Consider the following 13,909-nt stretch of genomic DNA (forward strand, 5'->3'; position numbering starts at 1 on the left):
CGGACTTGGGGCCCTCCGGGGAGGCGCCGGGGCCCACGTCGTAGCGCCGCTCCTCGGGGCGGGGCTTCTTCGGCCGGCCGCCCTGGTTGTCGTCGCGGTTGTTGCCGGCGCCGCGGTAGTTGCCCCGGCCGCCGCTGTTCCCGCCGCGGCTGCCGCTGTTGCCACCACGGCTCCCGCCGTTGTTTCCGCCGCTGTTCCTGCCGCTGCTGCTTCGCATCAAAGTTCCGTCTTGTCGTCTGCGTCCTCGGAATCCGGAGCGTCCGGATCGAACGACGGGACCCCTTCCAGCGTCTCGGCCTCGATCGCCTCCGCCTCCGGGAGGAAGGGCGCGAGTTCCGGAAGCTCGTCCAGACCGCGCAGGCCCATCCGCTCCAGGAAGTAGTTCGTCGTCACATACAGGATCGCACCTGTTTCGGGTTCCGCGCCCGCTTCCTCGACCAGCCCCCGCTGCAACAGGGTGCGCATCACACCGTCGCAGTTCACCCCGCGCACCGCCGAGACCCGGCTGCGGCTGACCGGCTGCCGGTAGGCGACGACCGCGAGGGTCTCCAGCGCCGCCTGGGTGAGGCGGGCCTGCTGGCCGTCCAGGACGAAGCCCTCGACGGCCGCGGAGTAGGCGGGCCGCGTGTAGTACCGCCACCCCCCGGCGACGGCCCGCAGCTCGAACCCCCTGCCCTGTGCCGTGTACTCGTCGGCCAGCTCCCGAAGCGCGTCCGCGATCTGCCGCCGGGGCCGCTGGAGGACCTTCGCGAGGTGCTCCTCGGTCGCCGGTTCGTCGACGACCATCAGCACGGCCTCCAGAGCGGGCTTCAGCTCCAGCTCCACGACGTCTCCGCTCACCCCTGCTCCTCCGTGGTCTCCCTCAGCCGGTCGAACTCGTCCGTCACCGTCGCCCCCGCCTCCCCGCCGCTCCACCGCACGACCAGTTCCCCGAGCGCCGTCTCCTGGTCCAGCTCGACCGCCTTGTCCCGGTACAGCTCCAGGAGGGCGAGGAAGCGGGCGACGACGGTGAGGGTGTCGTCCGTGTCGTCGCACAGGACGCGGAAGCTGGCCTCGCCGAGTTCCTTCAGCCGGGTGACGACGACCTGTGCCTGTTCCTGGACGCTGACGAGGGGCGCGTGGATGTGGTCGACGTACACCTGGGGCTTCGGCCTCGGCTGCATCGCCTTGACCGCGAGCTTCGCGAACCCCTCCGCGCCGATGCTGAGGACGACCTCGGGCAGCAGCTCGGCGTGATGCGCTTCGAGGCCGACGGTACGGGGGTAGCGGCGGCCCTCGACGTCCAGCCGGTGCTGGAGGATGTCGGCGATCTGTTTGTACGCCCGGTACTGGAGGAGCCGCGCGAACAGCAGGTCCCGCGCCTCCAGGAGCGCGAGGTCGGCCTCGTCCTCGACCTCGGCGGCGGGCAGCAGGCGGGCCGCCTTGAGGTCGAGGAGCGTGGCGGCGACGACGAGGAACTCGGTCGTCTGGTCGAGGTCCCAGTCCGGGCCCATCGCCCTGATGTGGGCCATGAACTCGTCGGTGACCTTGGAGAGGGCGACCTCCGTGACGTCCAGCTTGTGCTTGGCGATCAGCTGGAGCAGGAGGTCGAAGGGGCCCTCGAAGTTGGCGAGGCGGACTGTGAAGACGCCGTCGGGAGCGGTCTCTCCGGGAGCCGCCGCCTCCGGAACCGGCGCGGGTGCCGGCTCGGCGACAGGATCAGCGGCGGGCTCGGCAGGCGTTTCAGCGACCGACTCCACGTCCGCCCTGGCAGCCGTCGACGCGACCGGTTCGGCAACCGGCTCAGCAACCGGTTCCACACCCGCCTCGGCGTCCGTTCCGACAACCGGCGGCGCGGCCGACTCGGTGACGGGCTCAGCAACCGGTTCCGCACCCGCCCCGCCGACCGCCTCGGCCCCCGGCGAATCGTTCCCGCCCCCCGGCCCCCGGCCCAGCGCACGCCGACGCCCGCCGGAGCCGCCGGCTGCGAGGGGGACGTCGTTCGAGGTCATAGCCACCGAAGGCTACCCCTACCGCCCCTTATCGCCCCCGCAACCGGCGGACGAGAATGCTCGCGTCCCCGCGGCTCTCCAGGTCGGCCAGCACCACGGCCACCGCCTCGCGGACGATGCGGCCCCGGTCGACGGCGAGCCCGTGCTCACCCCGGAGCACCAGACGCGCGTGCTCCAGGTCCATCAGCTCCTCGGCGGAGACGTAGACGGTGATCTTCTCGTCGTGCCGCTCCCGCCCGGAGGGCCGCCGGGCGGCGGCACGATTGCGCTTGCGGGACTCGGCGTCCGAGGCGGCGGAGGCGGCCGAACCGTTCGGACCGGCCGAGCCGGTGACGGCGCCGACGGTGGCAGAACCTTCCTGCGCCCGCCGCACACCGACCCGTTCGCCGCCCCTGCTGCGGGGTTCGCCCCCGTCGCCCGGTTCGGCGTCGGCGGCGACGTGCTCGGCCCCCTCGCCGTCCCCGCCCTGCGCGGGCACCGACGCGGGTGCGTCCTCCGGCGTGGCGGAGACCGCCTCACCGTCGCCCGCCTGCCCTGGCACCCGGCCCTCGCCGGGCCGCCGGGGAGTGGACGGCTGGAGCGCCATGCCCCCTGTCGTACGGAAGAGTTCGTCGGCCCCCGGCAGACTCACTCGGCGTGACACCGGGCGAGCACCTCCCTGGCGAGCTGACGGTAGGCGGCGGCGCCGACGGAGTTGGACGCGTACGTGGTGATCGGCTCGCCCGCGACCGTGGTCTCCGGGAAGCGGACGGTCCGGCCGATCACCGTGTGGTAGACGTGGTCGTCGAACGCCTCGACGACACGCGCGAGCACCTCACGGCTGTGCACGGTGCGCGAGTCGTACATGGTGGCGAGGATGCCGTCCAGCTCCAGCTCGGGGTTGAGGCGCTCCTGGACCTTCTCGATGGTCTCGGTGAGCAGCGCGACACCGCGCAGCGCGAAGAACTCGCACTCCAGCGGGACGATCACCTTGTGGGCGGCCGTCAGCGCGTTGACCGTGAGCAGACCGAGCGAGGGCTGGCAGTCGATGACGATGTAGTCGTAGTCGTCCATCAGCGGCTTCAGCGCCCGCTGGAGGGTCGACTCGCGAGCGACCTCGCTGACGAGTTGCACTTCCGCGGCCGAGAGGTCGATGTTGCTCGGCAGCAGGTCCATGTTGGGGACCGCGGTCTTCAGGAGCACCTCGTCGGCCGACATGCCCCGCTCCATGAGCAGGTTGTAGACCGTGAGGTCGAGCTCCATGGGGTTGACGCCGAGACCCACCGACAGCGCGCCCTGCGGGTCGAAGTCCACGAGCAGTACCCGCCGGCCGTACTCCGCGAGGGCGGCACCCAGGTTGATGGTCGACGTGGTCTTGCCGACGCCGCCCTTCTGGTTGCACATCGCGATGATCGTCGCGGGTCCGTGATCGGTCAGCGGACCCGGGATCGGGAAGTACGGCAGCGGACGTCCGGTCGGGCCGATGCGCTCACGGCGCTGGCGGGCAGCGTCGGGCGCGAGCGTGGCCGCGTACTCGGGGTCGGGCTCGTATTCGGCGTCGGGATCGTAGAAGTGCCCGTCGGGCAGTTCGTCGTAGTCGGCGAAGTGGTTGTGGGGCGCGCCACTTCCGTCGCCGGCCATGGCGTTCACGTGATGGCCATCCATGCTTCGGTGTGCTGTCCGCAGGGTCTGCGGACTCTGGTGGGCTGCGAAGGTGCGCACAGCTACGGAGCCGACAGCCTCGAATCCCTGAGGGCCCTCGGTCCCTACAGGCATTCCTGGTTGACCACCCCCGGGAGAAAATGTCGACTCATTCACAAGTCGTCTTACCTCCTTGGTGACCAGGAAACTTCTAGACAAGGTCAGCGTGGCACCATGCCGACGGTTGGCGACTCTATGGCGTGTCGGCGGTCCGCAGCAACACAATCCACCGGACCCGGTCGGATGTGTCGGCAAAGAAACATCACGCTGTCAAGGGCGTACGACCGTCGCACAGCAGGCTTCACCGGTGCTCGAATCGGTCGAAGAGGTTATCTTCGCCGCGAGTTGACCGAGCATCGCAAAGTGACCATACACACATTGGGCCGGACCTTATGGACAAGGCCCGGCCCGGTGTGCGTCGTTGACGCGTCTTGTTGACGTATCGCCTTTATGAAACGGTGACTTGGTTCCTTGCCGCTGTCACGTACCGCGTGCCCCGGTCAGCCGAGCAGCGACGCCAGTTCGACGTGCTCCAGCCCGTGCGCCTCGGCGACCTCGCGGTAAACGACCTTGCCGTCATGGGTGTTGAGCCCCTTGGCGAGCGCGGGGTCACGGCGCAGCGCCGCCACCCAGCCGTGGTCGGCCAGTTCGACGATGTACGGCAGGGTCGCGTTGGTGAGCGCGTACGTCGAGGTGTTGGGGACCGCGCCGGGCATGTTGGCGACGCAGTAGAACACCGACTCGTGGACGGTGAACGTCGGTTCGGCGTGGGTCGTCGGACGCGAGTCCTCGAAGCAGCCGCCCTGGTCGATCGCGATGTCGACAAGAACACTTCCCGGCTTCATGCGGGCCACCAGCTCGTTGGTGACCAGCTTCGGCGCCTTGGCGCCCGGGATGAGGACGGCGCCGATGACGAGGTCGGCGTCCAGGACGGCCTTCTCCAGCTCGAAGGAGTTGGACATGATCGCCCGCACCTTGGTGCCGAACACCTTGTCGGCCTCGCGGAGCTTGTTGATGTCCCGGTCGAGCAGGGTGACGTGGAAGCCCATGCCGATCGCGATCTGGGTGGCGTTCCAGCCGGAGACCCCGCCGCCGATGACGACGGCCTTGGCGGGCTGCGTACCGGGCACCCCGCCGGGCAGGACACCGCGCCCGCCGGCCGAGCGCATCAGGTGGTAGGCGCCGACCTGCGGGGCGAGCCGGCCCGCGACCTCGGACATGGGTGCGAGCAACGGCAGCGCGCGCCCCGGGAGTTCGACCGTCTCGTAGGCGATCGCGGTGGTGCCGGAGGCGACGAGCGCGTCCGTGCACTCCTTGGACGCGGCGAGGTGCAGGTAGGTGAAGAGCGTCTGGTCCTTGCGCAGCCGGTGATACTCCTCGGCGACCGGCTCCTTGACCTTGAGCAGCAGGTCGGCGGTGGCCCAGACCTCGTCGGCGGTCTCCAGGATCGCGGCGCCGGCCGCGACGTACTCCTCGTCCGGGATCGAGGACCCCACCCCGGCGCCGCGTTCGACGACGACCTGGTGGCCGTGGCGCACCAGTTCGTGGACGCCGGCGGGGGTGATGGCCACCCGGAACTCGTTGTTCTTGACCTCGCGGGGGATGCCGACCTTCACGTCGATCACGGTCCTCGACTCAGGGGACGTACGCGTATGCGGATACGTCGAGAAATGTCGCACGGCAGCGCGACAGAGCCAGTCTAATGAAGGTGTTCCCGGTGTCTAGCCTTTCAAAGCATCAATCTTCAGCCGAAGCGCTACGGATTTCGTAGGCGTTAGCTCCGTGTTCCGCCTCGGAATCACGGCCGGTCCCCTTCTCGGCCAGCATCCGGTCGGCCGCCGCCCGGTGCACCCGGGCCGCCGCCGGGTCCCCGAGGTGCTCCAGTGTGTCCGCGAGCCGCAGCTGGAGCGCGGCCTGGAGGCGCTCGTCCTCCGCGCGCCGCGCCCACTCCACCGCCTCCTGGCAGGTCCGCAGCGATTCCTCCGGACGTCCGGCGTACTCCTGCACCCGGGCCAGTTCGCTCAGCGCCCGCGCGTGCGCCCCCACGTCACCGTTCTTGCGGTGTCCCGCGGCCGACGCGCGCCATCCCCGCTGGGCCTCGCCGTACCGGCCCGCGTACGTCTGGGCGGTGGCGATCCGGCCGTACAGCCGGGCGGCGTCGGCGCGTTCGTCGCGGGCGAGGCGCTGGGCGAGGGCACGGCCGTACCAGTCGGCGGCCCGTTCGTAGTCCCCGAGTTCGAGGTGGGCGCCGCCGATCGACTCCATCGCGCGCCCGGTCGCGTACGGGTCGTTCGCCTCCCGCCCGGCGTCCAGCGCGGCCCGGTAGCGGACCAGCGCCTCTTCGGTGCGGCCGGTGCGGGCGTCGACGTCGGCGAGGTTGAGCAGGGCGGCGGCGCGCTCGCGGGGCAGGTCGCGGCGTTCGGCGACGTCGAGGACGAGGCCGTGGATGCCGTAGAGGTCGGGGGCGGCGGCCCGGGTGCCGAAGTGGGCGACCATCGCGCGCACGAACTGGGACATCAACCGGCGGGCCAGGGTGTCCAGTTCACCGTCCGCGACGGCGAGGCGGGCGGCGGCGAGCAGGGCCGGGCGGCGCAGCCTCAGCCAGTCCCCGGCGGCTCTCCGACTCGGGAAGCGCAGGGCCCGGGGCAGGCCCTGGAGGCGGGCGCGGGCCTGCGGGTTCTCGGGTTCGGTGATCGCCCGGCAGGACTGGAGGAGGCGGACCGTGCGCTCCAGCATGCGGGCGCGGGCCAGGTGCAGTTCGGCGGGGCGGTCGTGGGCCTCGGCGGCGGCCTTCAGCAGGGGGTGCAGACAGCCGGGTACCTCGTACTGCGGGAGCGGGGAACCCACCGCGTGCAGCAGGCCGTGGGCGGCGAGGTCGTCGAGGGTGGTGCGGGCGGCGCCGATCGAGCAGCCGGCCAGCGCGGAGGCGGTGTGCGGGTCGACGAGGCCCGCGGGGGCCAGGCTGAGCAGTCGCAGTATCCGCGCGGCCGGTCCCGGCAGTCCCGCGTGCACCAGCCGGAAGACCCGGCTCAGCGGCGTCCCGTCGTCCCCCTCCGCGTTCAGATGCTTGGCGAGGTCGGCGACGGCGGCCTTGGGGCGGGCCGCGAGCCAGCCCCCGGCGAGGACCAGAGCGGCCGGCTGCCCCTGGCAGACCTCGACGAGCCCTTCCGCCGAACGCGGGTCGACCGTCACCCGCACCGACCCGGTGGACCGGGTCAGCAGCTCCAGCGCCGACTTGGTGTCCAGCCCGCCCAGCGTGCACGGCCGCACGTCCGGGATCCCGGTGAGGGGTCCGGCGGAGACGGCGACGACCAGGCACTCCGGGTTGTCGGGGAGCAGCGCGTCGACGTGTTCGGCGCCGGGGGCGTCGTCCAGCAGGAGCAGGGTGCGGCGGTCGGCGAGGGTGTCGCGCAGGAGGGCGGAGAGGTCGTCCTGGTCGGCTCCCGCGGGGGCCTCGACCTCCAGTTCGGCGAGGAGGTCGCGGGCGGCGCGCTCGACGGGGACGGGGGTGCCGTCCGACTCGGCGAGGCGGGCCCGCAGGACGCCGTCCCGGTAACGGCCCGCCACCTGCCGGACGAGTTCCTCGGCGAGCGCGGTCCGTCCCGAGCCGGGCCGTCCGGCGATGAGCAGGACCCGCGCGCGGGGGGCCTTCTTGCCGACCAGGGTGTTCAGGCCCACGCGCTCGATGTCGGCCCGCAGCTCCTTCAACTCCCTGGTACGGCCCAGGAACTGGCCCTCCGTCGCAGCGTGGCCCGACAGCAGCACGCCGCCCGTCTCCACTGCCTGATCCGCCACGGGCCACGCTCCCGTCTCACACACGCGCAACACCGGCGCGTCCTCTCGGCTCACTCACCGGGAGCCTAGTTCACGCTCTGCAACCTTCCTCGCGGAGCACGACGGTGACGCCCCCTCAGATCCCCTGATCGGATCAGCCGATGGTCACACCGGACGCTTTCGCCGGGTGACCGCAACGGCGTCCGCAGGTGTCTCCGAAGGGAGCGAGGTCCGGTCAGAAACGGTCACGCCTCGAACGGCCGCGCGGGCCAGGCCGCCTCCGCCGGGCGCAGCGCCTCAAGGCCCTCCCCGGCACGCGCCGCCACCAGCGACAGCACGCCGACCACGAGGCAGTTGTTGTGCAGCTCCCCCGCGAGGATCCCCCGGACCAGTTCGTCGACGGGCACGCGCGCGTGCTCCATGTCGGCCTCCTCGTCCTCCACCTCGAAGCGCTGCCCCTCCGCCTCGGAGAGCCCCTGCGCGAGGAAGACCCGGACGGCCTCGTCGCAGCCGCCGGGGGTGGTGTAGACGTCGGTCAGGACGTGCCACCTCTCGGCCTTGACGTGCGCTTCCTCGTACAGCTCGCGCTGCGCCGCGTGCAGCGGGTTCTCCCCGGGGACGTCCAGCAGACCGGCCGGGATCTCCCACAGCTTCTCGCGCACCGGGTGCCGGTACTGCTTGATCAGCAGGACCCGGTCCTCGTCGTCCAGCGCGAGGACGGCGACGGAACCGGGGTGCACCTGGTAGTCGCGGCGGACGACGGAGCCGTCGGGCATGACGACGTCGTCGGTGCGCACGGAGGTCTTCTTGCCCACGAAGGGCGTCTGGGTCTCCCGGATCTCCCACTCCTGCGGGGTGTCCTTGATCGTCATCGCCTTGACCTTTCCGACGTGCGCAAACGAAAACCGGGGCGCCCCCGTTGAGCGGGAGGCGCCCCGGCCACCGTACAACCGGCCGTGTTACTTCGAACTCTTGGCGGCCACCGCCGCCTTCACGAGCCCGGCGAACAGCGGGTGCGGCCGGGTCGGCCGCGAGCGCAGCTCCGGGTGGGCCTGGGTGGCGACCAGGTAGGGGTGGACGTCACGCGGGTACTCGACGTACTCGACGAGCTTGCCGTCCGGGGAGGTGCCGGAGAACAGGATGCCCGCCTTCTTCTCCAGCTCCGCGCGGTAGGAGTTGTTGACCTCGTAGCGGTGGCGGTGCCGCTCCTCGACGTACTCCTTGCCGTCGTACACCTCACGCACGATCGAGCCCTCGGCGAGCTTCGCCGGGTACATGCCGAGCCGCATCGTGCCGCCCATGTCGCCCTCACCGGCGACGATGTCGAGCTGCTCGGCCATCGTCGAGATGACGGGGTGGGCCGTGGCCGCGTCGAACTCCGTGGAGTTGGCGTCCGGGATGTCCGCGAGGTTGCGGGCCGCCTCGATCACGATGCACTGGAGACCCAGGCACAGGCCGAGGAGCGGGACCTTGTTCTCGCGGGCGTACTTGATCGCGCCGACCTTGCCGAGGACACCGCGGTCGCCGAAGCCGCCGGGGATGCAGATGCCGTCCACGTCCGCCAGCTGCGCCGCGGCGCCGGCCGGGGTCTTGCAGTCGTCCGAGGTGACCCACTTGATCTTCACGCGGGCCTTGTTGGCGAACCCGCCCGCGCGCAGCGCCTCGGTGACCGAGAGGTACGCGTCGGGGAGGTCGATGTACTTGCCGACCAGGGCGAGGGTGATCTCGTGGTCGGGGTTGTGGACGCGGTCCAGCAGGTCGTCCCACGTCGTCCAGTCGACGTCGCGGAACGGCAGGTCGAGCTTGCGGACGACGTACGCGTCGAGGCCCTCGCCGTGGACGGTCTTCGGGATGTCGTAGATCGAACGCGCGTCCGGGCAGGCGACGACGGCGGACTCGTCGACGTCGCACATGAGGGAGATCTTGCGCTTGATCGCGGTCGGCACCTCGCGGTCGCAGCGCAGCACGATCGCGTCGGGCTGGATGCCGATGTTGCGCAGCGCGGCCACCGAGTGCTGGGTGGGCTTGGTCTTCAGCTCACCGGACGGGCCGATGTACGGAAGGAGCGAGATGTGGACGACGAACACGTTGTCCCGGCCGACCTCGTGCCGCACCTGGCGGACGGTCTCCAGGAACGGCAGCGACTCGATGTCGCCGACGGTGCCGCCGACCTCCGTGATGACGACGTCGACCTCGTCGGTCGCCATGCGGCGGATGCGGTGCTTGATCTCGTTGGTGATGTGCGGGATGACCTGCACGGTGTCACCGAGGTACTCGCCGCGCCGCTCCTTGGCGATGACCGTGTTGTAGACCTGGCCGGTGGTGACGTTGGCCGAGCCGTCGAGGTCGCGGTCGAGGAAGCGCTCGTAGTGGCCGATGTCCAGGTCGGTCTCGGCGCCGTCGTTCGTGACGAACACCTCGCCGTGCTGGAAGGGGTTCATCGTGCCCGGGTCGACGTTCAGGTAGGGGTCGAGCTTCTGCATCACGACGCGCAGGCCGCGGGCCTTCAGCAGCATGCCGAGGCTGGAGGCGGTCAGGCCCTTGCCGAGCGAGGAGGCGACACCCCCGGTGACGAAGATGTGCTTGGTCGTCGAAGATTTCGGCGTACTGGCCAAGAGGGGGCTCCCGTGGTCGCGGTCTGGGGTCGCTGCGGTTCGGGGGTTTCGGGACCACCGCTCCACGGGCTACCAGCGTATCAGCGCCTCGGAGGGACGGCCTCCGGCCACGCTCCGCGCACACCCGGACACAAGTACTTTGACGAGGATTTCGTGTTCCTTGACGACGCTTTCACCCGCGCTCACCCGTTCGGCGCAGGCGGGTTGGCGGGAGCGGGCCACAGATCATCTACGTGAGCCGTATCCTGCTCAGACACTCGCTGCCGAGTCCGCCGCTGCACCATGGGCACACCCCCGCCTGCGCACCGGAACAACGAAGGCTCGTCAGCTCGTTGAGCGATAAATGGCGTTTTGCCTGAAGGGCGAGACGGCTGGTTTGCTTCACAGCTCAACGACACGCAATACACCGACCCCTTGACCGCAAAAAGCCCCCTTCGCGGGGGTGAGTGGCCGTTCGACTGGAGTTGCACGTGGCCGGGCGCATCGAAGATTACGCACTCATCGGAGACATGCAGACCGCGGCACTGGTCTGCAGAGACGGCACAGTGGACTGGCTGTGTCTGCCGCGCTTCGACTCGCACGCCATCTTCGCGGGCCTGCTCGGCACCGAGGACCACGGCTTCTGGCGCCTGGGCCCCGCACACGCGGCCGACGCCCCGCCGCCGGCCGCCACCCGGCGCACCTACCGCGGTGACTCCCTGATCCTGGAATCCGAGTGGGACACCTCCCGCGGCACGGTCCGGATCACCGACTTCATGCCCCCGCGCGATGGCGCTCCCCAGCTGATCCGCATCGTCGAGGGCGTCTCCGGCCGGGTCCCGATGCGCTCCGCCCTGCGGATGCGGTTCTCCTACGGCCGGATCGTCCCGTGGGTGCACCGCCACGAGGGCCGCACCGTCGCCGTCGCGGGCCCCGACTCGGTGTGGTTCGACACGACCGCACAGACGTACGGCAAGCAGCTGACGACGTACTCGGACTTCACCGTCGCCCCCGGTGACCGCATCGCCTTCACGATCTCCTGGGAACCCTCGCACAAGCAGCCCCCGCCGCTGCCCGAGCCGGAAGCCTCGCTGGAGGCCACCGAGGAGTTCTGGCGCGAGTGGGTCGCCCAGTGCACCTACCACGGCCCCTACCGCGAGGCCGTGATCCGCTCCCTGATCACCCTCAAGGCGCTCACCTACGCCCCCACCGGCGGCATCGTCGCCGCCCCCACGACCTCCCTGCCCGAGGACATCGGGGGCGTGCGCAACTGGGACTACCGCTACACCTGGCTGCGCGACGCCGCCATCACCCTCTCCTCCCTCCTGCGCACCGGCTACCGCGACGAGGCCCGCGCCTGGCGCGAATGGCTCCTGCGCGCCGTCGCCGGCGACCCCGAGAACCTCCAGATCATGTACGGCATCGCCGGCGAACGGGAGCTCGGCGAGGCCGAGTTGGACTGGCTCCCCGGCTACGAGAACTCCGGCCCCGTCCGCGTCGGCAACGGCGCCGCCCACCAGCTCCAGCTCGACGTCTACGGCGAGGTCACCGAGGCCCTCCACCTCGGCCACATGACCGGCCTCGCCCGCAACGACTACGCCTCGTTGTTGCAGCTCAAGCTGATCCGCTACCTGGAGGACCACTGGAACGTCCCCGACGAGGGCATCTGGGAGGTCCGCGGCCCCCGCCGCCACTTCGTCCACTCCAAGGTCATGGCCTGGGTCGCCGTCGACCGCACGATCAAGCTGATCGAATCGGGCGACGCGGACGGTCCCCTGGAGCGCTGGCGCGACCTGCGCGACGACATCCACCGCGACGTCTGCGAAAAGGGCTACGACAAGGAACGCAACACGTTCACGCAGTCCTACGGCTCGAAGGAGCTGGACGCGAGCCTCCTCCTGATCCCCCAGATGGGCTTCCTGCCCCCCGACGACAAACGCGTCATCGGCACCATCGAAGCGATCCAGCGCGAGCTGTCCACCCCCGACGGCTTCATCCTCCGCTACCCCACCTCCGGCGGCGACGAAGGCGTCGACGGCCTCCCCGGCGACGAAGGCGCCTTCCTCGCCTGCTCCTTCTGGATGGCCGACGACCTCGCCATGATCGGCCGCGTCGACGAAGCGAGGAAACTCTTCGAGAAACTCCTCGCCCTCCGCAACGACCTCGGCCTCCTCGCCGAGGAATGGGACCCCCGCCTGAAACGCCAGGTCGGCAACTTCCCCCAGGCCTTCAGCCACGTCCCCCTCATCGACACCGCTCTGCGCTTGACGGCGTCGGGGGCGTACGGGGGCTGAACGGATGCGGAAGGACCAGGTCAGAGCCCGTCTACTCGCCCTCGCCGAGGCCGACGACGCGATCGTGGGCGCCGCCCTCACCGGCTCCCACGCCACCGGTCACACCGACCGGTGGTCCGACCTCGACCTGGTCCTGTCGGTCTCCGGCGACCTCCGGGAGACGCTGGCCGCGTGGACGACCCGCCTGTACGCCGAGTTCGGCGCCCTCCACCACTGGGACCTCCCCCTCCCACCCGGCACCATCCGCGTCTTCCTCCTCCCCGGCCTCGTCGAGGTCGACCTCACCTTCACCCCACCGACCGCCTTCGGCCCCCGCGGCCCGCAATGGCACACCCTCTTCGGCGACACGGCCACGCCGGAACCGTTCGGCGAGCCGGACCCCCAGCACCTGATCGGCCTCGCTTGGCACCATGCCCTGCACGCCCGCACCTGCGTGGAGCGAGGCCGGCCTTGGCAGGCGGAGTACTGGATCGGAGCACTGCGTGCACACCTGATCACACTCACCTGCCTCCGAGAGGGCGTCCCCTCAGCTCATGCGAAGGGAGCGCATCTGGTGGAACTACCGCTGGAGGAGACGCTCGTACGCTCCTTGGACGACGGTGAGGTGCGCAGAGCGTTGGCGGCGGCCGTGGCCCTGCTGGCGGAGGAGGTCGGGCGGTGGGACGTCGGGCTCGGCGGGCGGTTGCGGGCGGCGTTGGAGGCGGTGGCCGGCGGGGAGGTGGACCCCGGTTCCGAGTCGGTGACCGGAGCGGAGACGGAACCCGCGTCGGAGTGAGCAGGCGGCGTCGGTGCTGGTCATAGGCAGGTAGCGTCGCCGTATGGACACCCCTGTCGAAGACACCGGCATCACCGTGCGCCGTGCCCTGGAGCTGCCGGGGTTGCGGAGAGGGCTGCCGGAGGTGCTTGCGGGGGCGGAGGGGCTGGAGAGGGGGGTGCGGTGGGTGCACGCGGGGGAGGTTCCGCACATCGCGTCGTTGCTCAAGGGGGGTGAGCTGCTGCTCACCACCGGGTACGGCCTCGGTACCCGCCCTGCTGACCAGCGCGCGTTCGTCCGCACGCTGGCCGAGCGGGGCATCGCCGCACTGGTGGTCGAACTCGGGCCCCGTTTCACCCGGTTGCCCGCCGCCCTGATCGAGACGGCCCGCGCGACCGGCCTCCCTCTGGTCCAACTCCACCGCGAGGTGGCGTTCGTGACGGTCACCGAGGAGATCCACACGGAGATCGTGAACGGGCACTACGCGCTGTTGCAGCGGGCCGAGGAGGTCCACCGGCGCTGCACCAACGCCCTGCTGGGCGGCGGCGGAATCCCCCAAGTCCTCGGCATCCTCGCGGAGTTCAGCGGCAACCCGGTGTTCCTGGAGACGGTCGGGGGGCGCCTGCTGTACGCGGCCGGGGCGGGACCGGAGGGCGCGGAGGCACTCCAGGTGTGGGAACGGCTGCGGGGCGCCGGCAAGGAGACGCCGTCGGGGACGGTCGTGGTGGAGGTGCCGGGCGGCGCGCTCGGCACGGGTGTGGGCATGTCCGGCGAGACCTCCGGGGCCGGTGCCGACAGCTTGGCGGGCCGGCTCGGCACGGG

11 protein-coding genes and 1 pseudogene are annotated in these 13,909 nt (G+C 70.9%); 3 read left to right on the forward strand and 9 right to left on the reverse strand.

Annotation, left to right across the window (positions count from 1 at the left end):
- The 9 genes and pseudogenes from ACVNF4_RS22550 to ACVNF4_RS22590 form a co-directional block, all read right to left on the reverse strand.
- Nucleotides 1-217: pseudogene (locus ACVNF4_RS22550) on the reverse strand (pseudouridine synthase); the annotation flags it as partial.
- Complete coding sequence (gene scpB, locus ACVNF4_RS22555) at nucleotides 217-840, reverse strand: SMC-Scp complex subunit ScpB (protein ID WP_461804679.1); 624 nt, start codon at nucleotides 838-840, stop codon at nucleotides 217-219. The gene scpB and the pseudogene ACVNF4_RS22550, both read right to left, overlap by 1 nt.
- Nucleotides 837-1,991, reverse strand: a complete 1,155-nt coding sequence (locus ACVNF4_RS22560; RefSeq protein WP_461804680.1) for a segregation and condensation protein A — start codon at nucleotides 1,989-1,991, stop codon at nucleotides 837-839. The genes scpB and ACVNF4_RS22560 overlap by 4 nt, the downstream gene beginning before the upstream one ends.
- Nucleotides 1,992-2,019: 28 nt before the next feature.
- Complete coding sequence (locus ACVNF4_RS22565; RefSeq protein WP_461804681.1) at nucleotides 2,020-2,634, reverse strand: hypothetical protein; 615 nt, start codon at nucleotides 2,632-2,634, stop codon at nucleotides 2,020-2,022.
- Entirely contained in the window at nucleotides 2,619-3,746 is a 1,128-nt protein-coding gene (locus tag ACVNF4_RS22570; protein ID WP_461804682.1) for a ParA family protein, read from the reverse strand. Before ACVNF4_RS22570 ends, ACVNF4_RS22565 begins: the two co-directional genes overlap by 16 nt.
- Before the next feature lie 425 nt (nucleotides 3,747-4,171).
- Nucleotides 4,172-5,287 carry an alanine dehydrogenase gene (gene ald / locus ACVNF4_RS22575; RefSeq protein ID WP_461804683.1) on the reverse strand — a complete coding sequence of 372 codons (1,116 nt, stop codon included), beginning with the start codon at nucleotides 5,285-5,287 and terminating at the stop codon, nucleotides 4,172-4,174.
- A gap of 121 nt (nucleotides 5,288-5,408) precedes the next feature.
- Nucleotides 5,409-7,466 (reverse strand): tetratricopeptide repeat protein, encoded by a 2,058-nt coding sequence (locus ACVNF4_RS22580; protein WP_461804684.1) that lies wholly within the window; start codon nucleotides 7,464-7,466, stop codon nucleotides 5,409-5,411.
- A gap of 224 nt (nucleotides 7,467-7,690) precedes the next feature.
- Nucleotides 7,691-8,317: an NUDIX domain-containing protein gene (locus tag ACVNF4_RS22585; RefSeq protein WP_461804685.1), complete on the reverse strand. Its 627-nt coding sequence runs from the start codon at nucleotides 8,315-8,317 to the stop codon at nucleotides 7,691-7,693.
- 87 nt (nucleotides 8,318-8,404) lie between these two features.
- Nucleotides 8,405-10,060 (reverse strand): CTP synthase, encoded by a 1,656-nt coding sequence (locus ACVNF4_RS22590; RefSeq protein ID WP_461804686.1) that lies wholly within the window; start codon nucleotides 10,058-10,060, stop codon nucleotides 8,405-8,407.
- A 470-nt stretch (nucleotides 10,061-10,530) separates the two neighbouring features.
- Here ACVNF4_RS22590 and ACVNF4_RS22595 point away from each other — a divergent pair, with 470 nt between their 5' ends.
- The 3 genes from ACVNF4_RS22595 to ACVNF4_RS22605 form a co-directional block, all read left to right on the forward strand.
- Nucleotides 10,531-12,333, forward strand: coding sequence for a glycoside hydrolase family 15 protein (locus ACVNF4_RS22595; protein ID WP_461804687.1), 1,803 nt, complete (start codon nucleotides 10,531-10,533; stop codon nucleotides 12,331-12,333).
- A gap of 4 nt (nucleotides 12,334-12,337) precedes the next feature.
- Nucleotides 12,338-13,108 carry a hypothetical protein gene (locus ACVNF4_RS22600; protein WP_461804688.1) on the forward strand — a complete coding sequence of 257 codons (771 nt, stop codon included), beginning with the start codon at nucleotides 12,338-12,340 and terminating at the stop codon, nucleotides 13,106-13,108.
- Nucleotides 13,109-13,151: 43 nt separating this feature from the next.
- Nucleotides 13,152-13,909 (forward strand): PucR family transcriptional regulator ligand-binding domain-containing protein (locus ACVNF4_RS22605; protein ID WP_461804689.1); only part of this gene is annotated, 758 nt, incomplete at its 3' end.

The organism is Streptomyces sp. S6 (assembly GCF_054880855.1).

Excerpts from the sequence above, each read along its gene's own strand:
- ACVNF4_RS22600 (WP_461804688.1), top strand. The coding sequence starts at position 12,338 with ATGCGGAAGGACCAGGTCAGAGCCCGTCTACTCGCCCTCGCCGAGGCC.
- ACVNF4_RS22585 (WP_461804685.1), bottom strand. The coding sequence starts at position 8,317 with ATGACGATCAAGGACACCCCGCAGGAGTGGGAGATCCGGGAGACCCAG.
- ACVNF4_RS22570 (WP_461804682.1), bottom strand. The coding sequence starts at position 3,746 with ATGCCTGTAGGGACCGAGGGCCCTCAGGGATTCGAGGCTGTCGGCTCC.
- ACVNF4_RS22560 (WP_461804680.1), bottom strand. The coding sequence starts at position 1,991 with ATGACCTCGAACGACGTCCCCCTCGCAGCCGGCGGCTCCGGCGGGCGT.